Genomic DNA, 25,049 nt, shown 5'->3' on the forward strand with positions numbered 1-25,049 from the left:
CGCGCGATGACCGAGTTTCTGTCGCATAACTGGCTGCTTCTGGCACTTTGTGCCAGCGCGGTCCTCGTGATCGCCTTCGGGCTTTCCGAGGATGCGCGTGTCGCGCGCCGGGTTTTTGTGCAGTTCATACTCAATATCGCGCTGCCGCTGCTGGTCATTTTCGGCGGGGTGCTTGTCGTCCTCGCCGTCAATACGGATCTGGATGAACGCATCTGGGCCGCCATCATTGCCGGTTTGGTCATCGCCACCGGCTGGCTGACGACTGCCATTTTTGGCGAATTGGGCAAATCCCGCGACAAGGCCGAGAAGCTCCGGGACTATCACAAGGCGCTTTATGCCGAGATCGGCAATACGCTGCAGGTTCTCTGGGACCGGGGGCAGGCCGAGCAGGAAGCGAATGCACTGGTTGCGCGGATGGAGGCGGACCTGGATTTCATCCCTCTGATCCCACGCGAACACAATGATTTCGTCTATGATTCGCTTGTGGATGAGATCGAAGTACTTCCGCGTGTGACCATCGACGCGGTTGTGGCCTATTACAGCCTGATCAAGTCAATCGCAGCACAGGCCGAGGATATGCGGGGTGATGTGTTCCGCAGCACCGATATGACACAGGACCGGCGCATCCTGATGTACCGCGACTATTTCGAGACACGAAAAAGCGCGTTTGCCTTGGGGCAATACGCGCTGCGTCTGATCAAGGAATATGCGGAAAACGGTCCCGCAGCCGCGGAACAGCTGGCCAAACGGCTCAGTAACCCGGTCTCGGGCCGGTCCGGCCAGTCACCGGAATCGGAGTGAACGGAATGTTGGGATCTTTTTCCATCCGGTCGTCCTTTCCTCGTTTCCATGCAGGGCATTTGGCCCTGTCACAGTTAAATATAGGTGAAGGTGAGGGGGCACACAAGGGAACAGCGCTTCAGTTGCTCTGGCGCCGTTCGCGAATTTCGCGTTCTCGCATCGGGGTCTTGTCGATGGAACGGCTGAGTTCGCGAACGCTCCATGGGAAAGGTTTGCGCAGCTTCACCACTCCATCCTTGTCCACAAAGACCAGCTGGAACCCGCGCGGACGCAGTTTCGTGCGCAGGGCGGATCGCGCCGCCGGGTCGGTATCGGTCAGCACCACAACATCGCGCTCAAGCAGCATTGCTTCGCCGCTTTGCAGCATGTCGATCTGCTGCTGGAATCGGGGGTCGGCGGGGGTGTCCGCAAACACCACGATGGGCCGGTTTATCCATAAAAATTCACTCAAATCGCTGTCACCGGCGGGCTGGATCAGCCCTTCATCCGCCGGGAGGGAACCATCCGCGGCCCAGGCGGCCACCGGGATAAGTGCTGAGAAAACAAGGGCTAGCGTGCGGGTCATGCGATCTCCTGTTGGGTTGAATATAGACCCGGATGGCGGGAATGCGACCGGAGAAATGCGCGCGGTCACCAAAAAGTTTAACGTTAATCGCTTTGTCAGGGGTTCGGCATGACCATCGTTCCGCTCCCCACCACCCCACCGCGCCACGCGGCGCGGAGCCGAGGCAAAGCCATGGACGTCATACTGCATATCGGGGCGCATCGTTGCGCCACCACCAGTTTTCAGCACTACATGCGCGGGAATGCCGAGGTTCTGCTGCGGCGGGGGATCGGATTCTGGGGTCCGCGCCGGACCCGCTCGGGGTTGTTTCGTGGGATCGTGCCGGGCAGAGCCAGGGCGCGCAGCCGGCCTCCACAGGACCCGGGGCGTTTGCCAGCGGCACTTGCGGGCAGCGCCCGCCGCGGCGTGCGGCGCCTGGTCGTAAGCGATGAGAACATGCTGGGCACGATGCGGCGGAACATGGCCGAGGCGCAGCTTTATCCCACCGCTGGTGAGCGTATGGCGCATTTCGTTCAGGCGTTCGAAGGGAGTGTCGCGGACGTGATCCTCAACATCCGCGCGCTGGACCAATACTGGGCTTCGTCGCTGGGATATGGGCTGAAGCGGGGCCGGGGGATTCCGAGCTCGGTCGCGTTGGAGTGGATCGCAAGCGGCGAGCGCAGCTGGCGCGACGTGATCACCGACATCGCCAGCGCTATCCCTGGCACTCGGCTCTGGGTGCTGCCGTTCGAGATATTCGCAGGCCGCCCGGACGCGCAACTGGCTGCCGTGACGGGTGGTCCAGCGCCGGGCGAGCACTGCCGCCAATGGTGCAATGCGACGCCGCGTTTGCCGGAACTCCGTGCGGCCATGCCGCCCGACCTTACGGCTGCGCTGCCTAGGGGCGACGCGCGCTGGAACCCGTTTTTCCCGGCACAAGCCGCGCATATGCGCGCTGTCTATGCCGATGACCTGATGTGGCTGGCCACGGGCGCCGACGGGCTGGTCCGGCTGGTGGGTGATCCTAACAAAAAACCGGCGGGGCAAACCCTGCCAAGACCCGAATTGACAAGAGGAAGACGCAATGACCAAAACCGACGATTGGCACGCGCTGGCTGAGAAAGAGCTGCGCGGTCGTCCCGTTGACGATCTGAACTGGACCACGCTGGAAGGCATCGAGGTCAAGCCGCTCTATACTGAGGCGGATACGGCAGAGCTGTCGCATATGGGCACGCTGCCGGGTTTCGGCCCGTTCACGCGCGGGGTGAAGGCCACGATGTATGCGGGCCGTCCCTGGACCATACGGCAATATGCCGGGTTCTCGACGGCAGAGGAATCGAATGCCTTTTACCGTCGCAATCTGGCGGCAGGTCAGCAGGGTGTCTCGGTCGCCTTCGACCTTGCAACGCACCGGGGCTATGACAGCGACCACCCGCGCGTGGTGGGCGATGTGGGCAAGGCCGGGGTCGCCATCGACAGTGTCGAGGACATGAAGATCCTGTTTGACGGTATCCCGCTGGACAAGGTTTCGGTCTCGATGACCATGAACGGCGCAGTGATCCCGGTGCTGGCAAGCTTCATTGTCACCGGTGAGGAGCAGGGCCACGACAAATCCGTGCTGGCGGGCACCATTCAGAACGACATTCTGAAAGAGTTCATGGTGCGCAACACCTATATCTACCCGCCTGAGCCGTCGATGCGGATCATCTCGGACATCATCGAATACACCTCGAACGAGATGCCGAAATTCAACTCGATCTCGATTTCCGGCTATCACATGCAGGAGGCCGGGGCGAACCTGGTGCAGGAGCTGGCCTATACGCTGGCCGATGGCCGCGAATATGTGCGTGCGGCAACCGAGGCCGGGATGGATGTGGACAAGTTCGCAGGCCGCCTGTCGTTCTTCTTTGCCATCGGCATGAATTTCTTCATGGAAATCGCCAAGCTGCGCGCGGCGCGGACGCTGTGGCACCGGGTGATGACCGAGTTCGGGGCCAAGTCCGAACGCTCCAAGATGCTGCGCACCCATTGCCAGACCTCGGGCGTGTCCTTGCAGGAACAGGACCCCTATAACAACGTGATCCGCACCGCTTACGAGGCGATGAGCGCGGTTCTGGGCGGCACCCAGTCGCTGCACACCAACGCGCTGGACGAGGCGATTGCGCTGCCGACTGACTTCTCGGCACGGATCGCCCGGAACACGCAGCTTGTGTTGCAGGAAGAGACCGGCGTGACCAATGTGGTCGACCCGCTGGCAGGCTCCTACTACGTCGAAAGCCTGACTAACGACCTGATCGAGCAGGCCTGGGCGTTGATGCAGGAGGTCGAGGAGATGGGCGGCATGACCAAGGCGGTGGCCTCGGGCATGCCCAAGCTGCGCATCGAGGAAAGCGCCGCGCGCCGTCAGGCGATGATCGACCGGGGCGACGAGGTGATCGTCGGGGTCAACAAGTATCGCAAGGAGCAGGAAGACCCGATCGACATCCTCGAGGTCGACAATCAGGTGGTGCGCGAGGCGCAGATCGCCCGGCTTGAGAAGATGCGCGCCGGGCGTGACGAGGCCGCGTGCCAGGCCGCTCTGGCTGAACTGACTCGCCGCGCCAAGGAAGGCGGCAACCTGCTCGCAGCGGCGGTCGAGGCCGCGCGTGCGCGGGCCTCCGTAGGGGAAATCAGCATGGCTATGGAAAAGGAATTCGGCCGTCATCGCGCCGAGGTGAAGACGCTCGCCGGGGTGTATGGCGCGGCCTATGAGGGTGATGAGGGCTTTGCCGCGATCCAGAAGTCGATCGAGAATTTCGCCGAGGCCGAGGGCCGCCGTCCACGTCTGCTGGTGGTCAAGATGGGGCAGGACGGGCACGACCGGGGTGCCAAGGTGATCGCCACCGCCTTTGCCGATATCGGCTTCGATGTGGATGTGGGGCCGCTGTTCCAGACCCCTGCCGAGGCGGCGCAGGATGCCATCGACAACGATGTGCATGTGGTCGGCATTTCGTCCCAGGCGGCGGGTCACAAGACGCTGGCGCCTCAGTTGGTCGAGGAACTGAAGAAGGCCGGTGCCGAGGATATCATCGTGATTTGTGGCGGCGTGATCCCCCAGCAGGATTACAAGTTCCTGCAGGACAATGGGGTCAAGGCGATCTTTGGGCCGGGGACTAATATCCCTGAAGCGGCCCAGGATATCTTGAAACTGATCGGCGAGGCGCGCGCCTGAGGCGCGCGGGAAGGGGCTGTCTGCCCCTTCTGCTCAATGCGTGGGCATTGAGCATTCATCCCCGAGGATATTTTAGAACAGAAGAAGCAGGGGGCGTTGGCTCTCTGCTTTTTTGTTGCTTATGTGCGGGTGGTGTCGGGAGGGATGCGATGCAACTGGATCACTTGGCGGTGGCGGGCGAGACGCTGGATGCGGCGACGGCACATTTGGAAGAGGCGCTGGGCGTGCGGATGCAGCCCGGCGGGCATCACGCGCGGTTCGGGACTCATAATCGGCTTTTGGGGTTGGCGGAGGGGCTGTATCTGGAGGCGATTGCGGTCGATCCGGAGGCGCCGGACCCCGGAAGGCCGCGCTGGTTCGATCTGGACCGGTTTGCGGGGCAGCCGCGGTTGAGCAACTGGATCTGCCGGGTTGACGATATTGAACGCGTACCCGAGCAGGCCGGCGAGCCGGTGGCGCTGGAGCGGGGTGATTTGCGGTGGCGGATGGCGGTTCCCGAGGATGGGCGGCTGCCCTTTGACAATCTGTTCCCGGCGCTCATTCAGTGGCAGGGAAAGTTGCATCCGGCGTCGATGCTGGCACCGAGCGGATGCGCGCTGCGGCGGCTGATCGTGACCCATCCCGAGGCACAGGCGCTGTCGGCGCTGTTGGGGACGCTGGATAGGGTCGTCTTCGAGGTGGGAGACGTTGGCTTGCGCGCCGAGGTCGAGACACCCCATGGGCTGAGGGTGTTGGAATGACGATCCGGCGGGCGCGGGAAGAGGATGCCGATGCGATTGCGGCGATCACCAATCAGGTGATCCGTGACACGCTGATCACCTTCACCACCGATGAACGCGAGGCTGGTAAGATCTCGGAAGATATCGCAGCGCGGGGCCCAGCGTTTCTGGTTGCGGAATTGGATGGTCAGGTGGTGGGTTTTGCCACTTATGGGCCGTTTCGGGGCGGTCCGGGCTATGCTCACACCAAAGAGCATTCGATCCAGCTCGCGCCCGACGCGCGCGGCCATGGGCTGGGCCGGGCGCTGATGGTGCGGTTGGAGGATGTTGCGCGGGCAGAGGGCGTGCATGCGTTGGTGGCGGGTGTGTCGGGCGCCAATCCCGGGGCTATCACCTTTCATGCGGAACTTGGCTTTGATGAGGTCGGGCGGATGCCGCAAGTCGGGCGCAAACAGGACCGGTGGCTGGACCTTGTTCTGATGCAGAAAATTCTGGGCAAGGCATGAATTGCCGCACCTGACACCGCCTGCCGCTCAGGTTAGGGTGTGGCCATGTCACTCTGGACCCGCATCACCGATGCGCTCAGCGCCCTTGCTCAGGGCGAAAGCCTGACCGAGGTTTTCGAGCGCCTGCGCACGCCACCCGAACGCTCGGTGGCCTTTGCCATTGCGGTCATTGCGTTGGGTGCCAAGATGGCCAAGGCCGATGGACAGGTCACTCGCGACGAAGTTACCGCCTTTCGCGAGGTGTTCCAGATCGGCCGCGAGGAAGAGGCGGGTGCTGCGCGGGTCTTCAACATGGCGCGCACGGATGTGGCGGGCTATCAGGATTATGCCCGCAAGATCAGACGGATGTTTGCCGAGGACAGCACCACGCTCTGCGACCTTATGGAGGGGCTGTTTCATATCGCCATGGCGGACGGGTTCTATCACCCGGGCGAGAACGAGTTCCTTGAGGAAGTCAGCCGCATCTTCGGTCAGACCGATCAGCAGTTCAAGGCGCTGCGGGCGCGTTTCGTGCCTGACGCGCCCAACGATCCCTACACGGTGCTTGGCGTTTCTCCGGACATGCCTCTGGCCGAGATCCGCAGGATCTGGCGGCAGTTGGTGCGTGACACCCACCCTGATGCGATGATGGCGCGGGGCGTTCCGGAAGAGGCGATCCGGCTGGCCGAGAAGAAGCTGATCGACATCAATCGGGCCTGGGATGAGATCAACGGGGCGAAGGTCTGAGGCGATGCGGCTGGCGACCTATAATATCGAGTGGTTCGCCAACCTGTTCGACAAGGACGACCAGTTGATCATCGACGACAGCTGGTCCGGCCGCCACGACGTGACCAAGGCGCAGCAGATCGAGGCGGTGGCAAAGGTGCAGATCGCGCTTGAAGCTGACGCGCTGCTGATCGTCGAGGCGCCCAATACCGGGCGGCACCAGAATACCGTCCGGGCTCTGGAAGGGTTCGCCGATACGTTCGATCTGCGCACGCGCAAGGCAGTGATGGGCTTTGCCAACGACACGCATCAGGAGCTGGCGTTGCTCTATGATCCTGACCGGCTGGAGGTGCGCCACGATCCCAAGGGGCAGGAGACCGGCAAGAAGGGCAGCACGCAGGCGCCCCGGTTCGACGGTACTTTCCGGATCGATCTGGATATCGATGCAACCGAGGATCTGGTGCGGTTTTCCAAGCCCCCCCTGGAACTGGCCATGCGCACGCAAGGGGGAACCGATCTGCGCCTGATCGGTGCGCATCTGAAATCCAAGGCGCCGCACGGGGCCGAGACGCGCGACGAAGTGATCCAGATTTCGATCGCCAACCGCCGCAAACAACTGGCGCAGGCGATCTGGCTGAGGGCGCGGGTTGAAGAGCATCGCGCGGCGGGTGAAGAGGTGATCCTGATGGGGGATCTGAATGATGGGCCTGGGCTCGATGAGTTCGAGCACCTGTTCGGGCGGTCCTCGGTCGAGATACTGCTCGAGGCGGGGCTTTACGACCCCCATGCGTCGAAAGCGGTTCAGGTCCGGCCCGGGCCGCTGCCTTCGACGGCGCGGTTCGAGATGCCAGGCGAGGGGCGTTATCTGCAGGCGCTGCTGGATTATGTCATGGTCACTCCGGGGCTGCGTGCCAAGCGGCCAGCCTGGCGGATTTGGCACCCGTTCGATGACGTGGAATGCTGGCGGATGCCGGAACTGCGCGAGGCGTTGCTGACCGCCTCGGATCACTTCCCGGTCACGCTGGATATCGAGATATGACCTTTGAACCCAAGCTACTGCGACCCTATATCCGTCTCATGACACGGATCGCAGCCCTGACCCTGACCGCTTGCCTGGCCGCATCACCGGCGCTGGCCGAGGATGAGGACAATGGCAAATCCCTGATGGAGCAGGGGGCCGAGCTGTTCTTTGAGGGACTGCGGCAGGAGATGGAACCGGCGCTCGACAATCTGTTGGGCATGGCCGAGGAGTTCGGCCCCTCGATGCGGTCGTTCTTTGAAGAGATGGGTCCGGCACTGGCGGAACTGGCAGGCCAGGTGCAGGACTGGAGCGCCTATGAGATGCCCGAGATGCTGCCCAATGGCGACATCATCATCCGCAAAAAGGCCAAGCCGGAAGAACCGGAGGATGCGCCCGCAGAGGATGATGCTCCGGAAGGGACGACGGATATCTAGCACTTAGTTATGAGTCAGCCGCGGGTGATAAGCCGCGTTTCGGCATCAAGCGCGCTGGCCAGTGATTTCAGCCGGGCCTCGGCCACTTCGCTGTAAAGCGGCAAGGTGGCCTTGGGAAGCGTGACCTCCAGCAGTTTTTTCTTGGGATAAAGGCGCAGCTTGCCCATTTTCGCGTCGTTCTGCATCCACAGCATCGCGCCGAACCGCATGGCCTTGCCCAGAATCTCTGCCTGTTTCTGCCCCTTTTCATCCAGAAGCGCGTACAGTGGATCGAACTGATTGCCGTCCCGCTTGTTGCGGTAGCGGTGCTGCAGGGCCAGCCCGATGAAAACACGTTCGGAGTGTTTCAGACCGCTCAGGTTGGCGCGGGTGACGTTGTCAAAGCAGATCTCGGCGCGATAATCGGGATGGGCGCGCCAGCTGACGTCATGCAGCAGACAGGCGGCTTTGATCAGGCGGACCTGAGTTTCGGGGGCCGATCTGAACAGCGGCATAACAAAATCGAACAGCTTTTTGCCGAAACCTGGCAGGCGCGCGTCCTTGGCTTCGGCAAAGCGGCTGGCCTCGACCAGCGGGTCACGGTCCCGCAGGCGCTGGGGCATCTGTTCATATAGCAGCCCTTCGCGGATCCCGTAGCTGGAAATCGCGATATCCTTGGGCTTGAAGGTGCGGATCAGGCGGGTCAGAACATCCATTGCGTAAGGTACCAGCGCCATACGCGAGCCGGAGACACCTGCGGCGGCGCGCAGCGTTTCAGGATCGCCCCGCTCGATGAACTTGACTGTTTCACGCACCTGTTTGGTGGTCATGCGGTATTCGTGCAGCACCTTGAGTGGGTAGCCCCGGCGCAGCATGTCGAGGCGGGCAAAGGCGCGCCAGCTGCCGCCGACCAGAAACAGACGGTCCCGTTGCGGGCCAAGCTGGCTGCGCAGCTCTTCCATCACCTGTTTGATATGCGCCTTACGCCCGCTACGCCCGCCCTTGATGTCGCGCAGTTTCAGCGGACCCAACGCCGAAGTGAGCCGGCGTCCGACCTCACCTTCGCCGATTTCGGCCAACTCCATGGAGGAGCCACCGATGTCGCAGATCAGTCCGTAAGCACCGGGCCAGCCCAGCAGCACGCCCTGCGCCGACAGCCGTGCCTCCTCCTCACCATCCACGACCGAGATGTGCAGACCTGTCTCGCGCTCGACCTCGGCGCAGAAATCGGGCCCGTCAGTGGCGTCGCGCACGGCAGCGGTGGCAACCACATGCAGCGGTGGCAGGTGAAGATCTTGTGCCAGATGCTGAAAGCGCCGCAGCGCGGCCAGCGCGCGATCACGGCCCGACGGATTCAACTGCCCGGTTTCGGACAGGCCCGCGCCGAGGGCACACATGATTTTCTCGTTGTAGAAATAAGCGGGTGAGCGGGCCGCGCCGTCAAACACGACCATCCGGACCGAGTTCGATCCGACATCCACCACACCGACCCGCGACAGCGCCCGCACACTTGGGTCGTCGAACAGGGGTCTGCCAAAAGGCCCCCAGTCCGGCGTGACGGTTTCGATCACTTGTTCCATCTTCCCCCCGGCGTCTGGTCCCCGGCAGGATGCGAAATCGCCGGGAACGGGTCAATTGGCTGGATCAGGCCGGACCTGCGTCATCTTGGAGCACGCGACTGGCCAGCGCCCGCGTGATCTCACGCTTTTCGGCCAGTGCGACGCGGTCGAGGCGTTCGACGACCTCGGCGGCGGTTTCGAACCTGCGGTCCATGTGTTTGACGAGATACGAGATGACCTCGGGCTTGGGGCTGAGTTGCCGGTCCACGAAGAGCTTGGCCAGAACCGCACCCAGCAGCGCGTCGTCAGGCGGGCCAAGGGCAACGTGATGGGCGCCCTGAATGCGGCTTTGCAGGTCGGCCAGCGGCAGTTGCCACAGATTGGGGGCCAACCGTCCGGTCATCAGCAATGTGTGGCCCTCGGCCAGCACCAGATTGTGCAGGTGGAACAGAGCCTTCTGCCGCTCAAGGTCTTCGGCGATCATCGGCACGTCTTCGACCGCGATGGAGCCGCTGGCCAGATCCGGAACATCCTCGTATCGCAGCGTTTCGGCCTGCACGATGCGGCCACCGGTTTCCGCGGCCCAGACATGGGCCAGATGTGTCTTGCCCGCGCCTGCCGGCCCACTCAGTACCAGCTTGTTACCTGGCCAGGAGGTGGCCGAGATCATCGCCACTGCCAGCGCATTGGCGGGGGAGACAAAGAAATCCTCCCGCCCCAATGCCGTTTTGGCGGGCAGGTCAAAGCTGAGCTGTGTGGCCATTCAGTCGGTGTCCTGCGCCTTGTCCTGTGCCGATTCCTGACCCACCAGTCCGGTGTAGAGGCGGCTGACCAGGTATTGACCGGTACCGAAACGCGCAAGCACGCCAAGGGCCGCGGCAACCGGAACCGCGATCAGCATACCGACAAACCCAAACAGCGCGCCAAAGACCGACAGCGCCAGCAGCAGCCAGACCGGGTGAAGCCCGACCGAGCTGCCGACCAGCTTGGGAGTCAGGAAGTTACCCTCGATCACCTGCCCGATGGCAAAGATGCCCGCGACAAGTCCGATAGAGGTCCAGTCGCCCCAGAACTGGAACAGCGCCAGCCCGATGGCCAGCGCGCCGCCGATGAGCGCGCCGAGATAAGGGATGAAGGTGACCAGCCCGGCAATGAAGCCCACGATCAGGCCGAATTGCAGCCCGACGATCATCAGCGCAACGGCGTAATAGATGCCGAGGATAAGGCAGACGGTACCCATGCCGCGCACGAACGAGGCGAGCACCGCGTCGATCTCGCCCGCCAGCTTGCGGATCACCGGCGCATGATCGAGTGGCAGGAGCGAGTCGATGCGCTCAATCATCCGGTCCCAGTCGAGCAACAGGTACACCGCCACAACCGGCACGATCACCAGCAGAACCACGACGTTGATGGCCGATCCAACCGAGGTGACGACGGTTTGCAGAACCTCTCCGGTCTTGGATTTCAGCGTCTCGCCGAACGAGACGAGGAACTGATGGGTGTTCGATTCCGCATCCAGCAGCGAGGGGAAGCGTTTGTCGATGAAGGCGCGCAGGTCCTGGAACAAGGTGGGCAGGGTCTCGACCAGATCGACCAGCTGGGTGATCAGCGCGGGTACGACCATCAGGAAGGTGATGACGAACAGCGCCACCGCAACCACGGTAATCAGCGCCGTTGCGGCGACGCGGGACAGGCCCAGCCGTTCCAGCCGGTCAGCCACGGGATCAAGGAAATAAGCGATGGCCGCGCCAATCACGAATGGTAGAAGAACGTCGCCCAACAGCCAGAGCACAAAGACAAAAACCGCAGTTGCGATGCCCCAGTATCTGAGCTGGTCTTTCACCGGCAAGGCCATGGCGGGTTTCCTCGTTGCACCTGTCTGCACCGTTCTTGGCCCAAGGGGGGACGCGATGCAAGCATTTCGCGGCGCGCTCGTCAGGCGCTCAGATGTGCAGGGTTCCCAGCTCAGGCGTATCTGCAACCGCCTCTTCATCCGGCCAGTTGGTACGCCAGATTTCGGCCGACCAGTGGCCGCAATGAACCGGGGGACGGTCGAACCCAGGTACCGGCTCCAGCAGCGGCGCGACAACAACATCGTGGCGCGGCACGGCGAAGTAGGGGAAGGAATAGCGCTCCCGCCCCGACTGGTTCACCACCCGGTGCGGTGTCGATTTCAGGCGCCCGCCTGACCAAAGCTCCAGCATGTCGCCGATATTGACCACGAGACCGCCCGGCGGGCAGTCGGGCGTGATCCAGCTTCCGCCGCGGGTCTGCACCTCTAGCCCGCCGACCGGATCGGGGGCGATGATGGTCAGGGCGTCGGTGTCCTTGTGCGGGTGGATGCCGAACCCGGCCTCGTCCGGGGCCTGCGGCGGGTAGTGCAGGAGCGTCATGTTGGTCAGCGGATCGGAGAAAGCGTCGCGAAGCGTGCCGGGGGCGATCTCCAGCCCGTTCTCCAGCGCGCCCAGCAACTGATCGGCCACGGTGTCGAGCTGCGCCCAATAGCTCAGGACAACCTCGCGTGCGCCCGGCACCTCGCACGGCCAGAGGTTCGGGCCATAAAGCGGGCAGGCCGTGCGGATCGGCGCGTCTGGGGCCACCTCGTAGTGCAGCTTGCACCCTTCGTACTTGTCCGCCGTGCCGCTGCCATCGTTGGGGGTGAAGAACCCCATTGGGACATACCCGCGATAATTGTCCCGGGTGATCGCCTGATCCCACTTGCTGGCCTCATCGACGGCAAAGATTTCGCAGACGGTTCGGCGCACGGTTTCGACCGTTTCAGGCGCGATGCCGGTGCCGGTGATCGAGAGAAACCCAATGCCTGTGCAGGCGTCGAGGATCTGGCGCACCACCGCTTCCCGCTCCGGGTGGCTCGGAGTGCCAAGCGGCGAGATGTCGATGGTAGGGATAGTTTGCATCAGTGAAACCTCACGCCTTGACGGTCGAGTTCGGCATGGATGGCACCCATGTCGACCTGGTCCAGCGAACGGTTGCTTTTCAGCGCCTGCGCGGCGGCGATCCCAGCGCCCTGTCCCATGACCGCGCAGCAGGCCATGTTGCGGGTGGCGGCATGGGCTACGCGGTCGGCGCCGTGCGACCGGCCGGCAACCAGCAGTCCTTCGATCCCCTTGGGCAGCACCGAGCGATAGGGGATCTGCATGTACCGGCCCGTGGTCGGCAGGATCAGGATGCCGTAGCCGTAGATGAATTCGGAGTAGATGCCGATGCCACCCGCCTCGACGGTCTTTTCATGCCGGTACCAAGCAAAACCCTCGACGCCCACGGCGGTGATGTTGCCGCCGAAACAGCTGAAACGGTCCACTAGCGTGACCTCGGCTCCGGAGCGGGCGGCGGCCAACGCGGCGGCGAGGCCGGCAGGCCCTGAACCCACGACCAGAATATTGGTGCGGTGCACGACCGGTATTTGCCGGGCGGGTTCCAGAATGCTGTCCATGGGTGCCTCTGCGATCTTCGTCCGGGCACACTCGGGTATCGCCGGTTCGCGGGTCAACCGCAAAACCGACGCCGCCTGCGCCGCGAAACCGCCAAAGTCCGATTGCCTGCCGCTTCCCTTTGCCTTAGACCCCGAAAAACCGCGTTTTTGACGAAGAAGAGAGAGCCGATGCGCCTGTCCCGTTATTTCCTGCCTGTTCTCAAAGAGAACCCCTCGGAAGCGCAGATTGTCAGCCATCGGCTGATGCTGCGCGCCGGCATGATCAAGCAAGCCGCCGCAGGGATCTATTCCTGGCTTCCGCTGGGCTTCAAGGTGCTGCGCAAGCTGGAAAACATCGTGCATGAGGAACAGGCGCGCGCGGGCCATATCCCGATTCAGATGCCGGTCCTGCAATCGGCGGACCTGTGGCGCGAGTCGGGCCGGTATGACGATTACGGGCAAGAGATGCTGCGGATGCAGGACCGGCACGGGCGCGACATGCTCTATACGCCCACGGCCGAGGAACTGGTGACCGACATTTTCCGGGGCCATGTCAGCAGCTACAAGGACATGCCGCTGACCCTGTATCAGATCCAGTGGAAGTTCCGCGACGAGATCCGTCCGCGTTTCGGCGTGATGCGGGGGCGCGAGTTCCTGATGAAGGACGGCTACAATTTTGACCTGACCAAGGAAGACGCGCTGCACGCTTATAATCGCCACTTGGTCAGCTATCTGCGCACCTATGAGCGGATGGGGCTGCAAGCCATCCCGATGCGCGCCGACTCCGGTCCGATCGGTGGGGACGACACGCATGAGTTCCTGGTTCTGGCCGACACCGGCGAATCCGAGGTGTTCTATGACAGCTCCGTGACCGATATCCGGCTGGGGCAGCGCGACATCGATTATGACGACAAGGCGCAGTGTCGGGCGGTGATGGAGGAGTTCACCTCGCTCTATGCCCGCACGGATGAGACCCATGACGAGGCGCTGTTCAATCAGGTGCCCGAAGACCGCCGCCGCTCGGCTCGGGGGATCGAAGTGGGGCAGATCTTCTATTTCGGCACCAAGTATTCCGAACCACTGGGCGCGACCGTGCAGGGGCCGGATGGCAAGCCGGTGGCGGTGCACATGGGCAGCCACGGCATCGGTGTCAGCCGTCTGATCGGCGCCATCATCGAGGCCAGCCATGACGACAACGGCATCATCTGGCCCGAGGGCGTGACGCCGTTCCACTGCGGTATCGTCAATCTGAAACAGGGCGACGCTGAGGCGGATGCGGCCTGCGACAAGCTTTATGCCGCGCTGACCGCCCTGGGGCTTGAGCCGCTCTATGACGACCGCAACGAGCGGGCAGGGGGCAAGTTTGCCACCATGGACTTGATCGGTCTGCCGTGGCGGATCACGGTGGGGCCGCGCGGGCTCAAGAATGGGGTGGTCGAGCTGACCAGCCGCCGGACCGGCGAAAGCGAGGAGCTGAGCTCCGAGGCCGCCGTCACCAAGATCGCGGGTATCTACGAGGGGATCGCCTGATCGCGTCGCCTTGGCTTTGAGGACTCGTTTTCAGGGCGAAGCGCGGCGCTGAAACGCGTCGTGCTTTTTGTAACCGGTTCTCAATGCTTTGCGCCGCGATCCGCGGGGTCGCCCCGTCTCCGGAGCGCCAAGACCCGGCAGTCTGACTGGCCTGCTTAGACCGGCTTTGAGTTCATGCCGGGGCGGGTGATCAGCAGATCGCCGTCAGCGCCAGCACCCGGCCGGGCGACCACGATGGGTCGGCCCAGACGTCCAACCAGATCGCGCAGGTCGAGGCCCAGGAACCTCAGACCGCATACCCGGTCGCCGGTGGTCCGGTCGGTGAGGCACAGCCGTCCCTCACGAAAGGCCAGACGATAGCCTTTTACACGCAGGGTATCCATCAAGGTGGTCCAACTGGATGCGCCTTCGAACACGGGCCGGATCACGGCCCGAAGCAGCGCTGCGGTTTCGCAGTCCAGTTGGTTGGCCAGATTGTTGGGGTTAGACATTTGACCGGCATACACCGATCCTTCAATTCCAGTTTGAAATCCCATTTTCTTAGTGCCTCGCACTTACTCGTTAATCCCCCACAAACAGGGTGACAAAATTTCATTTAATAATCAAAGTACGCAAGTATATTACTGCAAGCCTGTTGCATTTTGAAGTCAGTTAGCGCCAACGAAAACAAACTGTTTCGTGATCAGCGTCATTCGCGGTAGCGGAGAGGTGCCGTTCGGGCCCAAACCTACCTTGACGCCACCGGGGCAGAGACTACAGGTTCTGCGGCAACAGAGCAGGACAAGACATGGCAGGAACTCCAGCCCCTTTCGCCCCGTTTGAGTGGAAAATCGCTTGGCGATACCTGCGCGCCCGCAAGGCCGAGGGCGGGGTCAGCGTGATGACATGGATCTCGCTGATCGGCATCACGCTGGCGGTGTTTGCGCTGGTGGCGACGCTGGCGGTGCGGGAAGGACTGCGATCCGATCTCGTCAACACGATGCTGGGGGCCAACGCCCATATGAGCGTGCATTTTCAGCGCGATCTGACGGGTGAGGTGCCGAAGGACCATCTGGTTCGCGAGTATTCCGACCTGTCCCAGCGGCTTGAGGCGATGCCCGGGGTCGGCGATGCGGCTCCGCTGGTGCGAAATCAGGTGATGGGCAGCTATCGCGGGCGTAACATGCCGGTGGATGTCTATGGCCTCGCCTTGGAGGACTTGCTGGACTACCCGATGATTGCCGAACCCGAGCAAGCGTGGGGAGATTTGACGCGCTTTGACGACGGTGTGGCCATCGGCGCCACATTGGCACAGCAATTGGGGCTGACTGTGGGAGACCGGCTTAAGCTGATTTCTCCGGATGGGGTGAGAACACCGATGGGAACGTCCCCGCGCGTGTCGGCCTATGAGGTGGTGTTCGTCTTTTCGTCGGGACAGGGCTTTGTCGACCAAAGCCGCCTCTACATGCCGCTGGCCGAGGCGCAGAGTTTTTTCAACAAGGAAGGCGCCGTCGATCAGATCGATCTGCGTCTGTCCGAGCCACTTGCTGTGGCCGATCTTGCATTGCCGGTGATCCGCGAGAGCGGTGATCGCGCCTACGTCTACACCTGGCAGGACCGGGCAGGCGGTATGATCCGGGCGCTGAAGATGCAGGATAACGCGATTTTCATCGTGCTTGCCATTCTGGTGCTGATCGCCTCGCTGAATATCGTTTCCGGGCTGATCATGCTGGTCAAGAACAAGGGGCGCGATATCGGCATACTTCGCACCATGGGGCTGAGCCAGGGGTCGATCTTGCGGGTGTTCTTTTTGTGCGGGGCGTCAGTCGGAACCGCAGGAACGGTGTTCGGCGTCATTCTTGGTGTCATCTTTGCGATGAATATCGACAGCGTTTATTCCTTTGTCGATTGGGTGACGGGCAGCGGGGTGCGGGATCTGGAAGCCCGTGGTTTCTTCTTCCCCTCTGCCGTCGTCACAGTCCCGGATGTGGCGTCCACCGTGGTGCTCAGCATTGGGTTGAGTTGGCTAATAACCCTGTTCCCGGCCCGCCGCGCGGCGCGGCTGAACCCGGTGGAGGCGCTGCGTTATGAGTGATGTGACATTGCGCCTGAAGGGCCTCACCAAGACCTATCTCAAGGGCACCCCGGGCGAGGTACAGGTGCTGCGCGGCGCCGATCTGGACTTGCGCGCGGGTGAGGCGGTGGCGCTGGTCGCACCCTCGGGGGCGGGCAAATCAACCTTGCTGCACATTGCTGGGCTGCTGGATACGCCGGATGCGGGCTCGGTCGAGGTGGCCGGACAGGATGTGTCCGGCAAGGGCGACCGGACCCGCACGGCGGTGCGGCGGCGGGACGTTGGGTTTGTCTATCAGTTCCATCACCTGCTGCCAGAGTTCACCGCGCTGGAAAACGTAACCCTTCCGCAGCTGGCCAATGGTGTGCCTGAGCGCGAGGCGCGGGATCGGGCCGAGGACTTGCTGGGCCGCGTCAGTGTGGCCGCTCGCGCCGACCACCGTCCGGCGGCGCTGTCGGGAGGGGAGCAGCAGCGGGTTGCCTTTTGCCGTGCGCTGGCCAACCGGCCCCGGGTGCTGCTGGCGGATGAGCCGACAGGCAATCTCGATCCCGATACCTCGGATCAAGTGTTCGATGCGCTGATGGATCTGGTGCGGGGCACTGGCCTTTCTGCTCTGATCGCCACCCACAATCTGGAGCTGGCCGCACGGATGGACCGGGTGGTGCGGCTTGAGGGCGGGACGCTCAGGCCAGCTGAGTGATCGCTACCCCCACCGCCATGATCGCGATGCCGCCTGCGCGGATCAGCGTCAGCGGTGTCACCTGCGCGCCGAACAGACCGAAATGGTCGATGGCAGCGGTGCTGATGAGCTGACCTAGCAACACGAAGAACACCGCGTTGCCGACCCCGAAATGCGGCGCGACATGGGTGATCGACAGCACGTAGAAAGCGATCAGAACTCCGCCCAGCAACAGGTGTTTGGGCGATCCGCCGACCTGAGCCAGCGCCTGTGGGCCGGGGAACAGCGCCAACACCAGCGCCGAGGCGCCCAGAGCCACCGCGAACAGCACCACAGCCGCGGCTGTGGGTGAGCCGATGAGCTTGCCGAGGGCGGCGTTCAGGGCGGCAAGAATTGGCACACCGATCCCGGCGGCCAGCATGATGGCTGCGTATTGGGTCATGCGTCTTCACTCCTCATCCTGCCTCAATCTGTTGATCTGGATCATTGCGGCCCGTCCGCCGCTGGGCAAGCCTGCATATGCGCCGGAGGTCGAAGATTTATGCCTCCGGCGACGGGATGGCGCAGCATGTAGGAGGTGGCGATGATCGGATTGGTGACAAAGCACTTTGGATTGGCCGGCCTTGCAGCGTGTGCGTTGCTGGCGCTGCCCGCCTCTGCGCAGGATGTCGAACGTGGGGAGGGACTCTATTTCCACCATTGCGCAGCCTGTCACGGCCGGGAGGCGACCGGGCACGGCCCGATGGCGGGTGTGCTGATCATCCAGCCTGTGGATCTGACCGCTCTGACGGGCGAGGACGGTGTTTTCCCAACCGAGCGCGTGGTCAAGCGAATCGACGGGCGGGACCCGTTGGTCAGCCATGGTAGCCCGATGCCGGTCTACGGGCCCTATTTCGAAGGGCGGGACACCGCGATCAAGACACCCGCTGGCCAGCCGATCCTGACCAGTGAACCCATCGTGGATCTGGTCGCCTATCTGCAAACCCTTCAAAGGAACTGAGCCGGGAGGGCGCGAGCAATGCGGAACATCAAAGCCGGATGCGCAGCCTTGCTACTGGCTGCTTGCACAGTTGCAGAAACCGAGATGCCGACCGCGCACGAAGGCGCGGTGCTGTTTGCCGACAACTGCACCGCCTGCCACGGTTACCGGGGCGAAGGGGGCATTCTGGTCGGGGATCAGACCGCTCCGGACCTGACCCGGATTGCGGCGAGGAACGGCGGGGAACTGCCACGCGCCCAAGTGCTGTCGCAGATCGACGGCTACGGCCGCGGCAAGGTTCCGGCAGAGGTTATGCCGGAATTCGGTGCGCTCTTGCAGGGTGACCTTGTTCCGGTCGAGGTGAACGGCGTTCTGACACCGACACCGCGCCCGCTCGCAGCCTTGCTTGCCTATCTCGAAAGCATCCAGGTTAGTCGGTAACCTAGCCGCAGATCCCTTTGAGCTGCACGCCTTTCCAAGGCAGCAGAACGTCATTCTCGCGGCGGGCGCCGGGCAGGTCGGCCACGGGCATGACCTCGCTCAGCATTTCGTGCAAACGCATGGTGCGGGGTGCATCCGGGGCCAGGGCGCGGCAGCAGACATATTCCTCGACAATCGCGCCTTGTTGCTCAAAGCCGAAATCGAGGAAATCCGGGTCACCGGACAGATCGAACAGGTAAGGATCGTTTGAAACCCCGTGCTCGGCTGCCGCGCGCAGGGGGTGATACCCGGTGCGCCTGCGGTTTTGCCACTGCCAGACATGTGTCAACTCATGGGCCAACAACATGGCCGCAACCAGATCGACGGTCTGGGGGAACTCGGCCATGTAATCTTCGAGATACCAGTCGCGGGTAAAGAAAACCCTGTTGAACAGGGCCACCGCGGCGGGTTTTCCGGTCACGATCTCTTCTTCCACAGGCGGCAGGATGCGCTCGCGGCAGGTAAGGCGCGGGCGCGGCTCGCGCTTGAACGTGATGTTGCCAACCGGCGCGCCTTCGATCAGGCGCACCCGGTCCAGGTTCAGTGCATCGCCATGCACGCGGGCGGCAAAGGCGCGCTCGGTCTCAGTAAGCGGGCGGCCACAGGCGGCGACGAACAGCAGGATCAGAAACGCGCGCAGGATCATAGGAGTGACCCTAGTGCCACTCACGCCGCCCGCAAGCGATTTTCCAGAGCAGGTCGCGTTTGATCGGAATTGTGAACCCGGAGACATCGGCGACGTACTACGCGTTCGCGGTTGTTGGGAAGTTCGACTCGCCCCGACCTGCTCTTAAAGGCTCATGGCCAGAACCCGGCTGATTTCCGTTAGCGAGCGGCCGGACTGATCCATCCATGTGTTGAAGGCCTGCTGCACCGCCGCCATGGCTTTTTTCGACGTGGGCTGCTTGTCCACAACGCCCTCGGCAATCAGGCGCGCGGTGACGTCCCGGGACAGGATGAAACTATCGCGCCCGATAAAGCGCATTGCGTATTGTGCCGTGGTGCCGCCAAGCCGTGAGGCCCGCTTGCCCAGCATCGCCAGCAGACCCGCATAGTCTGTCGAGGGCCATCCGCCCAGCACATGACCGGCGCCGCCTTCCTCACGCAGTTCCATCAGAAAGGCTGCATTGTCGCGCACGGTAGCGATCTTTGTGCCGTTGCGCACGATTCGCGTATCCTGCAGCAGGGCGTCGAATTTGTCGTCATCCATGAACGCACAGCGGCCCACATCGAAGCCATCAAAGGCTTCCTCAAACCCGTCCCACTTGTTTTCGATGACCTTCCAATTGAACCCGGCCTGAAATACGCATTTGGAGATGGTCGACAGCCAGCGGTCCTCAGGCAGGGCGGCAAGCTCCTCTGCCGGTTTGGGCTTGCTCAGCTTGGCTTCCAACGCTGCGTCACCGCCGTGCCGAGCGGCGGCAAGGCCGAATATCTCATCAAAATGATGCATGGGCGTGTCCTCCCTCTGCATAAATGTTGCCCATTTGTTCTCATATTGCAAGGGAGGTTTCAGGGCGATAGGAAGGTGGCGGTTGCGCAGGCAACCGCTTTGTTCGAACTCTCTTCGGTCATGTCTGCGCGGGCAAAGACCAGGGATCGGCCTGCACGCACGATCTCTGCACGACAGAGGATGGCGGTGCCCACACCGGGTCTCAGGAACTGGGTGTGCAGATCGGTGGTGGCGTAAGGCTTGAACTCACCGGAATGTGAGATCGCGGCGATGACCATTGTGGTGTCGGCCAGGGCTGCCAGCGCCTGACCCGATACGATGCCGCCCACGCGGGCGAGATGCGGGGCCAGCGGCATGCGGATCACCGTGTGGTCCCGCTCAGTCGCAATGACGCTTAAATTCAATGCCAGAACCCACTCGGCAAAGTTCTCTTCCAGAAAACTCTGTGCCGTGTCGGGTGTTATCACGCGCTTGGATGCCATCGCGGAATGCTATCCGCTTCCCGGTTCAGTGCCAGTAAAAACTGCAAGTGCCGATGGTTTCACCGCCGATCACAAAAGAAACTCTCGACAAAAGAGGCGTTTTGGGTTTGTGATTGATCCGTCAGTCAATATCCCGTGGCCCTGCTTAAGCCGTGACACATGATCGGTTTTGGCGAATAGTAAAACGGATCGGGCCGACCGAAAAACAGAAACGGACCACGTTTCGCAAGATGGGGAGGGATCGGATACCGGGATGCGCCCGCATTTCATTTATTGACTGATTGGGTGCTTGTCTTGGGTGGGCATGGTTAGCCGCTGATCGCTTTGGTCAGAATGTTGCCTTGACCGGAGATGTCGAGCAAATCCAACTGGGAGACAAAGGATGAAGAAACTTAGCCTTGGCCTTGTGGCCGCAACCGTCGCCGGTTCGGCCTATGCCGCCGACATGGGCGCCGTGGATGAGCCGATCAAGCTGGCCATCAACGAATGGACCGGCCAGCATGTGACCACTCATGTGGCCGGTGAAATGCTGAAAGCCGCCGGGTACAATGTGGAATACGTGACCGCGGGCATGATGAACCAGTTCCAGGCGCTGGCCGATGGCGACATTCACGCGACGCTGGAAATCTGGTCGTCCAACGTGTCCGACGAATACGCCAAGAAGGTCGATGAAGGCACCGTGGTCGAGATCGGCGATCTTGGCCTCGACGCCAAAGAGGGCATCGCATATCCGGCGCACGTGGCCGAGCTGTGCCCGGGCCTGCCCGCGTGGGAGGCACTGAAGGACTGCGCGCAGAACTTCGCCACTGCCGAGACCATTCCGAACGGGCGTCTGGTGGACTACCCGGCGGATTGGGGCACCCCCGGCGCGGACCGGATGACCGGGCTCGAACTGCCGTTCAAGGCGGTTCCGGCGGGTTCCGAAGGGGCGCTGATCGCCGAACTGCGCGCCTCGACCGAGCGCAAGTCGCCGCTGCTCATCACCTTCTGGCAGCCGCATTGGGCGATGTCGGCCTATGACGTGCAATTCGTCGACCTGCCGCCGGGCGAAGAGGCGTGCTTTACCGATCCGGCCTGGGGTCCGAACCCGAACGCGGTCAACGATTGCGATTTTTCGCCCTCACGCATCTTCAAGGCGGGCTGGAACGGGTTCGAGGAAAAGTGGCCTGCCGCCTACGAGATCCTGACCCACTACCAACTGGCAGTTGAAGACCAGCAGCCGATGATGGGCGCGATCGACGTCGATGGTGGCGCGGTTGAGGAAGTCGTGGCCAAGTGGATGGCTGATAACGAAGGTAAATGGCGTCCGGTTGTCGACGCCGCAACCAAGTGAGTCCCATACGTGACTGACGCAAATACGCCGGCCATTGCCTGCCAGAATCTCTGGCAGGTCTTTGGCCCGGGCGCCGACAAGGCCCTGACCGACGCGCTGGCTCGGTCAGGGGGAGATGCCGACCAGGCCGCCGCCGATCTGCGCGAGCAGGGGTTCATCCCCGCCGTGCAGGATGCCAATTTCGAGGTGAAGGATGGCGAGCTGTTCGTCATCATGGGCCTGTCCGGGTCCGGAAAATCCACGCTGATCCGTTGCATCTCGCAACTGCTGCCCGGCACCGGCGGCGAGATCCGGATCGAGGGCGAGAACGTTGTGGGCGCCCCCAAGAAACGCCTGACCGAACTGCGCCGCAAGACGCTGGGCATGGTGTTTCAGCATTTCGGCCTGTTCCCGCACATGACCGTGGCCGAGAACGTGGCCTATCCCTTGCGGGTGCAGGGCGTGGGCCGCAAGGAACGCCGCGCTAGGGCGCAGGAAGTGATTTCGATGGTGGGCCTTGAGGGTCGTGAGGACAGTTTTCCGCGCCAGCTTTCGGGCGGGCAGCGGCAGCGCGTGGGGATTGCACGCAGCCTCGCCGTAAATCCTGACATCTGGTTTCTGGACGAACCGTTCTCGGCGCTCGACCCGCTGATCAGGCGGCAATTGCAGGACGAGTTCCTGCGCATTCAGGCGACGCTGAAGAAATCCATCGTCTTCATCACCCACGACATTGCCGAGGCGCTGAAACTGGCGGATCGGATCGCGATCATGCGGGATGGTAAGATCGTGCAGATCGGCACGCCCTCGGATATCGTGCTGCGCCCGGTTGACGATTACGTACGCGAGTTTTCCAAGGACGTGGCCAAGGGCCAGCACGCCAAGGTGGCCTCGGTGATGCGCGAAGGAGATGCCCAGCGCGGGCCGGACGACCCGGGCCTGACCACCTCGATGACGCTGGACGCGGCGCTGGCACACTGCATGGAACTTTATGAACCCGTGCCGGTGCGCGATGCCAGCGGTGCCATCGTGGGCACGGTGCACCCGTCCGATCTTGCCGCCGCCCTGCAGGTCGAAGACGCATGAGCGCGCTTGCGGATGTAACGCCCGCCCGCGCCGCACGGCTGACGGCGGGGGCGCAGGCGGCGCTGATTACGGTTCTGGTCGGCGCGATCTGTCTGGCGCTGGAGCCCATCGCCCCGTGGCTGGTAAAGTGGCCCGCCGCATGGGAACTGCCCGCGACCGATTGGGTAGGGTCTTTCCTTGCCTGGTTCCTGAACGGGATCAAACCGGTTGCCCGGCTCTTCTCCTACGTGATGGCCCATCCGATGAACTGGGCCAATTTCGTGCTGGGCTCGACACCCTGGCCGATCGTCATCGGCATCGTGACTGCACTGGGCTGGTATCTGGGCGGGTTGCCGATGGCGGCGTTGGGCTTCCTCGGTCTCAGCTTCGTGCTGGCCTCGGGCTATTGGGCCGAGAGCATGAACACGCTGGCGCTGGTCGCCGTTTCGGTGCCGCTGGCGCTGGTGATCGGCGGCGCCATCGGTATCCTCGCCAACGAGGTACCGAAGGTGAAAGCTTTTGTGCAGGCGGTGCTGGATATCATGCAGACCGTGCCGACGTTTGCCTATCTCACGCCTCTTTTGTTGCTCTTCGGCTTCGGCCCCGTCGTGGGCCTCATCGCCTCTGCGATCTACGCCGCCCCGCCTATGGCGCGCAACGTGATGCTGGGGCTGGAGCGGGTCGAGCATGAGGTGAAAGAGGCCGCCATCATGTCCGGCGGCACCCGCTTCCAACAATTGTTCCAGGTCGAAATCCCCTCGGCCACCACCCAGATCATGGTCGGCGTGAACCAGTGCCTGATGGCCGCACTGTCGATGGTGATCATCGCCGCCGTCATCGGCGGATTCAACGATATCGGCTGGGAGGTGCTGCTGACCATGCGCAAGGCGCAGTTCGGCGAGTCGCTGCTGGCCGGCCTGGTTATCGTGGTCTTTGCCGTAGTGATCGACCGGATGAGCGGCGTGCTGGCGACCGAGCGCAAGCGCTATGACACCCGCGTGGTCTGGGCCATGCTGGGCTTTGCGGTGTTGTTCACCGTCGCTTTCTGGGCACGCCTGCCGAACCCGTCCGAACTGACGCTGCTCGATCCGATGGCGGCGGCCGTCGATCAGGGGCTGACGGCCTTCACCCAGAGCAACGGGCCGTGGCTGGATGCGCTCAAGAACAACTCGATGTTCTACGTGCTGCTGCCACTGCGGATCGGTTTGGATCAGGCGGTGCTGCCCTTTACCTGGGGTTTCGCCTGGACGCCGGCGATGAGCTATGGCCTGTTCGCCGTCGCAGCACTGATCGCGCTGCTGATGGCATGGCGCGGTCGTATCACCGGCGGCCTGACCGTGCTGATCGCGCTGGGGATGCTGGAGACCGGGATTGCCAATCTGCCCTGGCCCTTTGTCCTGACCGGTGCCGCCGCTCTGGGTTGGGTTGCGGGCGGCTGGCGTCTGGCGGCGCTATCGGTGGGCCTTTTGGCCACCATCCTCGTCTCGGGTCTGTGGGAGAGGGCGCTGCTGTCGCTCTACCTCAGCGGTGCCGCGGTCTTTGCCTGTGCCGTGGCCGGCGGCATGATCGGCCTGGCCAGCGCAGTGTGGGAGCCGGTGTGGAAAGTAGTCCGCCCGATCTGCGACATGTTGCAGACCATCCCTCTGTTCGTCTTCCTGATCCCGGTGCTGATGGTGTTCCAGATCGGCGAGTTCTCGGCCTTTCTGGCGATCTGCGCCTATGCGGTGGTGCCGATGATCCGCTACACCCGCCATGGACTGGTCAACACGCCGGACGAGATGATGGAGGCCGCAATTTCCAGCGGAGCCAACGAGTGGCAAATTCTGCGCGACGTGCGTGCGCCTTATGCGGCGCCGACGATCCTGCTGGGGCTCAATCAGACCATCCTCTATGCCTTCGCCATGCTGGTGATCGCGGCGCTGATCGGGACCACCGGTCTGGGCCAGTCGATCTATTTGGCGCTGGGACAGGCGGATGTGGGGCTGGGCATCTCGGCCGGTGCTGCGATGGCGATCCTCGCGCTGATCGCCGACCGCATGGTGCAGGGCTTTGCCGAGGAACGGCGCAAGGCGCTAGGTCTTTAAGCTTGGCGGTGGCGGGGCCTTCC

Annotated in this window: 27 protein-coding genes; 16 read left to right on the forward strand and 11 right to left on the reverse strand. The window is 62.8% G+C overall.

From position 1 onward, the window contains the following. The first annotated feature begins 6 nt into the window (after window positions 1-6). On the forward strand, window positions 7-801 hold the full coding sequence (locus AB3N21_RS02685; RefSeq protein WP_367933754.1) for a hypothetical protein: 795 nt from the start codon (window positions 7-9) through the stop codon (window positions 799-801). Between the two features lie 118 nt (window positions 802-919). Here the strand turns inward: AB3N21_RS02685 and AB3N21_RS02690 are convergent, their stop codons facing one another. Beyond that, the gene (locus AB3N21_RS02690) at window positions 920-1,555 is read right to left on the reverse strand and encodes a DUF4174 domain-containing protein (RefSeq protein WP_367933755.1); all 636 of its coding nucleotides are present in this window, start codon (window positions 1,553-1,555) and stop codon (window positions 920-922) included. Between AB3N21_RS02690 and AB3N21_RS02695 the strand changes: the two genes are divergently transcribed. The 7 genes from AB3N21_RS02695 (at window position 1,538) to AB3N21_RS02725 (ending at window position 7,941) form a co-directional block, all read left to right on the forward strand. Next, on the forward strand, window positions 1,538-2,464 hold the full coding sequence (locus tag AB3N21_RS02695) for a hypothetical protein (RefSeq protein ID WP_367933756.1): 927 nt from the start codon (window positions 1,538-1,540) through the stop codon (window positions 2,462-2,464). The two genes, AB3N21_RS02690 and AB3N21_RS02695, sit on opposite strands and share 18 nt — an antisense overlap. Further along, window positions 2,430-4,556, forward strand: coding sequence for a methylmalonyl-CoA mutase (gene scpA, locus AB3N21_RS02700; protein ID WP_367933757.1), 2,127 nt, complete (start codon window positions 2,430-2,432; stop codon window positions 4,554-4,556). The genes AB3N21_RS02695 and scpA overlap by 35 nt, the downstream gene beginning before the upstream one ends. Window positions 4,557-4,705: 149 nt before the next feature. Then, a complete protein-coding gene (locus AB3N21_RS02705; protein WP_367933758.1) occupies window positions 4,706-5,296 on the forward strand; it encodes a VOC family protein in 591 nt (196 codons plus the stop codon). Beyond that, a complete protein-coding gene (locus tag AB3N21_RS02710) occupies window positions 5,293-5,781 on the forward strand; it encodes an N-acetyltransferase family protein (protein WP_367933759.1) in 489 nt (162 codons plus the stop codon). The genes AB3N21_RS02705 and AB3N21_RS02710 overlap by 4 nt, the downstream gene beginning before the upstream one ends. Window positions 5,782-5,826: 45 nt before the next feature. After that, window positions 5,827-6,507 carry a TerB family tellurite resistance protein gene (locus tag AB3N21_RS02715; RefSeq protein ID WP_367933760.1) on the forward strand — a complete coding sequence of 227 codons (681 nt, stop codon included), beginning with the start codon at window positions 5,827-5,829 and terminating at the stop codon, window positions 6,505-6,507. A gap of 4 nt (window positions 6,508-6,511) precedes the next feature. Then, window positions 6,512-7,525 (forward strand): endonuclease/exonuclease/phosphatase family protein, encoded by a 1,014-nt coding sequence (locus tag AB3N21_RS02720; RefSeq protein WP_367933761.1) that lies wholly within the window; start codon window positions 6,512-6,514, stop codon window positions 7,523-7,525. Between the two features lie 38 nt (window positions 7,526-7,563). Next, window positions 7,564-7,941 (forward strand): hypothetical protein, encoded by a 378-nt coding sequence (locus AB3N21_RS02725; RefSeq protein ID WP_367933762.1) that lies wholly within the window; start codon window positions 7,564-7,566, stop codon window positions 7,939-7,941. Between the two features lie 14 nt (window positions 7,942-7,955). Here AB3N21_RS02725 and AB3N21_RS02730 read toward each other — a convergent pair whose 3' ends face one another. The 5 genes from AB3N21_RS02730 to AB3N21_RS02750 form a co-directional block, all read right to left on the reverse strand. Next, on the reverse strand, window positions 7,956-9,500 hold the full coding sequence (locus tag AB3N21_RS02730; protein WP_367933763.1) for a Ppx/GppA family phosphatase: 1,545 nt from the start codon (window positions 9,498-9,500) through the stop codon (window positions 7,956-7,958). A gap of 64 nt (window positions 9,501-9,564) precedes the next feature. Beyond that, complete coding sequence (locus AB3N21_RS02735; protein ID WP_367933764.1) at window positions 9,565-10,242, reverse strand: DnaA/Hda family protein; 678 nt, start codon at window positions 10,240-10,242, stop codon at window positions 9,565-9,567. Continuing rightward, window positions 10,243-11,334: an AI-2E family transporter gene (locus AB3N21_RS02740; protein WP_367933765.1), complete on the reverse strand. Its 1,092-nt coding sequence runs from the start codon at window positions 11,332-11,334 to the stop codon at window positions 10,243-10,245. Between the two features lie 88 nt (window positions 11,335-11,422). Beyond that, the gene (locus AB3N21_RS02745; RefSeq protein WP_367933766.1) at window positions 11,423-12,397 is read right to left on the reverse strand and encodes an isopenicillin N synthase family dioxygenase; all 975 of its coding nucleotides are present in this window, start codon (window positions 12,395-12,397) and stop codon (window positions 11,423-11,425) included. After that, complete coding sequence (locus AB3N21_RS02750; protein WP_367933767.1) at window positions 12,397-12,933, reverse strand: FAD-dependent oxidoreductase; 537 nt, start codon at window positions 12,931-12,933, stop codon at window positions 12,397-12,399. Before AB3N21_RS02750 ends, AB3N21_RS02745 begins: the two co-directional genes overlap by 1 nt. Window positions 12,934-13,101: 168 nt before the next feature. Here AB3N21_RS02750 and proS point away from each other — a divergent pair, with 168 nt between their 5' ends. Beyond that, the gene (proS, locus tag AB3N21_RS02755) at window positions 13,102-14,442 is read left to right on the forward strand and encodes a proline--tRNA ligase (RefSeq protein WP_367933768.1); all 1,341 of its coding nucleotides are present in this window, start codon (window positions 13,102-13,104) and stop codon (window positions 14,440-14,442) included. A gap of 155 nt (window positions 14,443-14,597) precedes the next feature. On the opposite strand, the gene AB3N21_RS02760 is transcribed toward proS, so the two are convergent. Beyond that, the gene (locus tag AB3N21_RS02760; protein WP_367933769.1) at window positions 14,598-14,933 is read right to left on the reverse strand and encodes a hypothetical protein; all 336 of its coding nucleotides are present in this window, start codon (window positions 14,931-14,933) and stop codon (window positions 14,598-14,600) included. A gap of 296 nt (window positions 14,934-15,229) precedes the next feature. Here AB3N21_RS02760 and AB3N21_RS02765 point away from each other — a divergent pair, with 296 nt between their 5' ends. Together AB3N21_RS02765 and AB3N21_RS02770 are read left to right on the forward strand one after the other, a co-directional pair. Beyond that, window positions 15,230-16,516, forward strand: a complete 1,287-nt coding sequence (locus AB3N21_RS02765; RefSeq protein ID WP_367933770.1) for an ABC transporter permease — start codon at window positions 15,230-15,232, stop codon at window positions 16,514-16,516. Continuing rightward, window positions 16,509-17,195 carry an ABC transporter ATP-binding protein gene (locus AB3N21_RS02770; RefSeq protein ID WP_367933771.1) on the forward strand — a complete coding sequence of 229 codons (687 nt, stop codon included), beginning with the start codon at window positions 16,509-16,511 and terminating at the stop codon, window positions 17,193-17,195. Before AB3N21_RS02765 ends, AB3N21_RS02770 begins: the two co-directional genes overlap by 8 nt. Here the strand turns inward: AB3N21_RS02770 and AB3N21_RS02775 are convergent. After that, complete coding sequence (locus AB3N21_RS02775; RefSeq protein ID WP_171173862.1) at window positions 17,179-17,616, reverse strand: DMT family transporter; 438 nt, start codon at window positions 17,614-17,616, stop codon at window positions 17,179-17,181. The genes AB3N21_RS02770 and AB3N21_RS02775 overlap by 17 nt on opposite strands. Window positions 17,617-17,757: 141 nt before the next feature. Here AB3N21_RS02775 and AB3N21_RS02780 point away from each other — a divergent pair, with 141 nt between their 5' ends. Then, window positions 17,758-18,174, forward strand: coding sequence for a cytochrome c (locus AB3N21_RS02780; RefSeq protein ID WP_367933772.1), 417 nt, complete (start codon window positions 17,758-17,760; stop codon window positions 18,172-18,174). A gap of 84 nt (window positions 18,175-18,258) precedes the next feature. Beyond that, entirely contained in the window at window positions 18,259-18,594 is a 336-nt protein-coding gene (locus AB3N21_RS02785; RefSeq protein WP_367933773.1) for a cytochrome c, read from the forward strand. Window position 18,595: 1 nt separating this feature from the next. Here the strand turns inward: AB3N21_RS02785 and AB3N21_RS02790 are convergent, their stop codons facing one another. The 3 genes from AB3N21_RS02790 to AB3N21_RS02800 all read right to left on the reverse strand — a co-directional run bounded on the left by AB3N21_RS02790 (window position 18,596) and on the right by AB3N21_RS02800 (window position 20,568). After that, complete coding sequence (locus AB3N21_RS02790; protein ID WP_367933928.1) at window positions 18,596-19,279, reverse strand: hypothetical protein; 684 nt, start codon at window positions 19,277-19,279, stop codon at window positions 18,596-18,598. A gap of 144 nt (window positions 19,280-19,423) precedes the next feature. Beyond that, window positions 19,424-20,086, reverse strand: a complete 663-nt coding sequence (locus AB3N21_RS02795; protein ID WP_367933774.1) for a DNA-3-methyladenine glycosylase I — start codon at window positions 20,084-20,086, stop codon at window positions 19,424-19,426. 59 nt (window positions 20,087-20,145) lie between these two features. Beyond that, window positions 20,146-20,568 (reverse strand): PaaI family thioesterase, encoded by a 423-nt coding sequence (locus AB3N21_RS02800; RefSeq protein WP_367933775.1) that lies wholly within the window; start codon window positions 20,566-20,568, stop codon window positions 20,146-20,148. 382 nt (window positions 20,569-20,950) lie between these two features. Between AB3N21_RS02800 and AB3N21_RS02805 the strand changes: the two genes are divergently transcribed. The 3 genes from AB3N21_RS02805 to AB3N21_RS02815 are packed head-to-tail and all read left to right on the forward strand — an operon-like array spanning window position 20,951 to window position 25,026. Continuing rightward, on the forward strand, window positions 20,951-21,901 hold the full coding sequence (locus AB3N21_RS02805; protein ID WP_367933776.1) for an ABC transporter substrate-binding protein: 951 nt from the start codon (window positions 20,951-20,953) through the stop codon (window positions 21,899-21,901). A 9-nt stretch (window positions 21,902-21,910) separates the two neighbouring features. Further along, window positions 21,911-22,963, forward strand: a complete 1,053-nt coding sequence (locus AB3N21_RS02810; protein ID WP_367933777.1) for a glycine betaine/L-proline ABC transporter ATP-binding protein — start codon at window positions 21,911-21,913, stop codon at window positions 22,961-22,963. Then, the gene (locus AB3N21_RS02815) at window positions 22,960-25,026 is read left to right on the forward strand and encodes an ABC transporter permease (protein ID WP_367933778.1); all 2,067 of its coding nucleotides are present in this window, start codon (window positions 22,960-22,962) and stop codon (window positions 25,024-25,026) included. Before AB3N21_RS02810 ends, AB3N21_RS02815 begins: the two co-directional genes overlap by 4 nt. Window positions 25,027-25,049: the final 23 nt, after the last annotated feature.

Source organism: Ruegeria sp., assembly GCF_040830605.1.
Classification (GTDB): domain Bacteria; phylum Pseudomonadota; class Alphaproteobacteria; order Rhodobacterales; family Rhodobacteraceae; genus Ruegeria.

Bases quoted from the DNA above. Each gene is read 5' to 3' on its own strand.
- AB3N21_RS02760 (WP_367933769.1), bottom strand. From the start codon at position 14,933: ATGTCTAACCCCAACAATCTGGCCAACCAACTGGACTGCGAAACCGCA.
- proS (WP_367933768.1), top strand. From the start codon at position 13,102: ATGCGCCTGTCCCGTTATTTCCTGCCTGTTCTCAAAGAGAACCCCTCG.
- AB3N21_RS02710 (WP_367933759.1), top strand. From the start codon at position 5,293: ATGACGATCCGGCGGGCGCGGGAAGAGGATGCCGATGCGATTGCGGCG.
- AB3N21_RS02745 (WP_367933766.1), bottom strand. From the start codon at position 12,397: ATGCAAACTATCCCTACCATCGACATCTCGCCGCTTGGCACTCCGAGC.
- AB3N21_RS02720 (WP_367933761.1), top strand. From the start codon at position 6,512: ATGCGGCTGGCGACCTATAATATCGAGTGGTTCGCCAACCTGTTCGAC.
- AB3N21_RS02805 (WP_367933776.1), top strand. From the start codon at position 20,951: ATGAAGAAACTTAGCCTTGGCCTTGTGGCCGCAACCGTCGCCGGTTCG.
- AB3N21_RS02770 (WP_367933771.1), top strand. From the start codon at position 16,509: ATGAGTGATGTGACATTGCGCCTGAAGGGCCTCACCAAGACCTATCTC.
- AB3N21_RS02730 (WP_367933763.1), bottom strand. From the start codon at position 9,500: ATGGAACAAGTGATCGAAACCGTCACGCCGGACTGGGGGCCTTTTGGC.
- AB3N21_RS02695 (WP_367933756.1), top strand. From the start codon at position 1,538: ATGGACGTCATACTGCATATCGGGGCGCATCGTTGCGCCACCACCAGT.
- AB3N21_RS02750 (WP_367933767.1), bottom strand. From the start codon at position 12,933: ATGGACAGCATTCTGGAACCCGCCCGGCAAATACCGGTCGTGCACCGC.
- AB3N21_RS02765 (WP_367933770.1), top strand. From the start codon at position 15,230: ATGGCAGGAACTCCAGCCCCTTTCGCCCCGTTTGAGTGGAAAATCGCT.
- AB3N21_RS02735 (WP_367933764.1), bottom strand. From the start codon at position 10,242: ATGGCCACACAGCTCAGCTTTGACCTGCCCGCCAAAACGGCATTGGGG.
- AB3N21_RS02685 (WP_367933754.1), top strand. From the start codon at position 7: ATGACCGAGTTTCTGTCGCATAACTGGCTGCTTCTGGCACTTTGTGCC.
- AB3N21_RS02800 (WP_367933775.1), bottom strand. From the start codon at position 20,568: ATGGCATCCAAGCGCGTGATAACACCCGACACGGCACAGAGTTTTCTG.
- AB3N21_RS02780 (WP_367933772.1), top strand. From the start codon at position 17,758: ATGATCGGATTGGTGACAAAGCACTTTGGATTGGCCGGCCTTGCAGCG.
- AB3N21_RS02785 (WP_367933773.1), top strand. From the start codon at position 18,259: ATGCCGACCGCGCACGAAGGCGCGGTGCTGTTTGCCGACAACTGCACC.
- AB3N21_RS02815 (WP_367933778.1), top strand. From the start codon at position 22,960: ATGAGCGCGCTTGCGGATGTAACGCCCGCCCGCGCCGCACGGCTGACG.
- AB3N21_RS02740 (WP_367933765.1), bottom strand. From the start codon at position 11,334: ATGGCCTTGCCGGTGAAAGACCAGCTCAGATACTGGGGCATCGCAACT.
- AB3N21_RS02705 (WP_367933758.1), top strand. From the start codon at position 4,706: ATGCAACTGGATCACTTGGCGGTGGCGGGCGAGACGCTGGATGCGGCG.
- AB3N21_RS02790 (WP_367933928.1), bottom strand. From the start codon at position 19,279: ATGATCCTGCGCGCGTTTCTGATCCTGCTGTTCGTCGCCGCCTGTGGC.
- AB3N21_RS02715 (WP_367933760.1), top strand. From the start codon at position 5,827: ATGTCACTCTGGACCCGCATCACCGATGCGCTCAGCGCCCTTGCTCAG.
- scpA (WP_367933757.1), top strand. From the start codon at position 2,430: ATGACCAAAACCGACGATTGGCACGCGCTGGCTGAGAAAGAGCTGCGC.
- AB3N21_RS02795 (WP_367933774.1), bottom strand. From the start codon at position 20,086: ATGCATCATTTTGATGAGATATTCGGCCTTGCCGCCGCTCGGCACGGC.
- AB3N21_RS02690 (WP_367933755.1), bottom strand. From the start codon at position 1,555: ATGCAGTATGACGTCCATGGCTTTGCCTCGGCTCCGCGCCGCGTGGCG.
- AB3N21_RS02725 (WP_367933762.1), top strand. From the start codon at position 7,564: ATGACACGGATCGCAGCCCTGACCCTGACCGCTTGCCTGGCCGCATCA.
- AB3N21_RS02775 (WP_171173862.1), bottom strand. From the start codon at position 17,616: ATGACCCAATACGCAGCCATCATGCTGGCCGCCGGGATCGGTGTGCCA.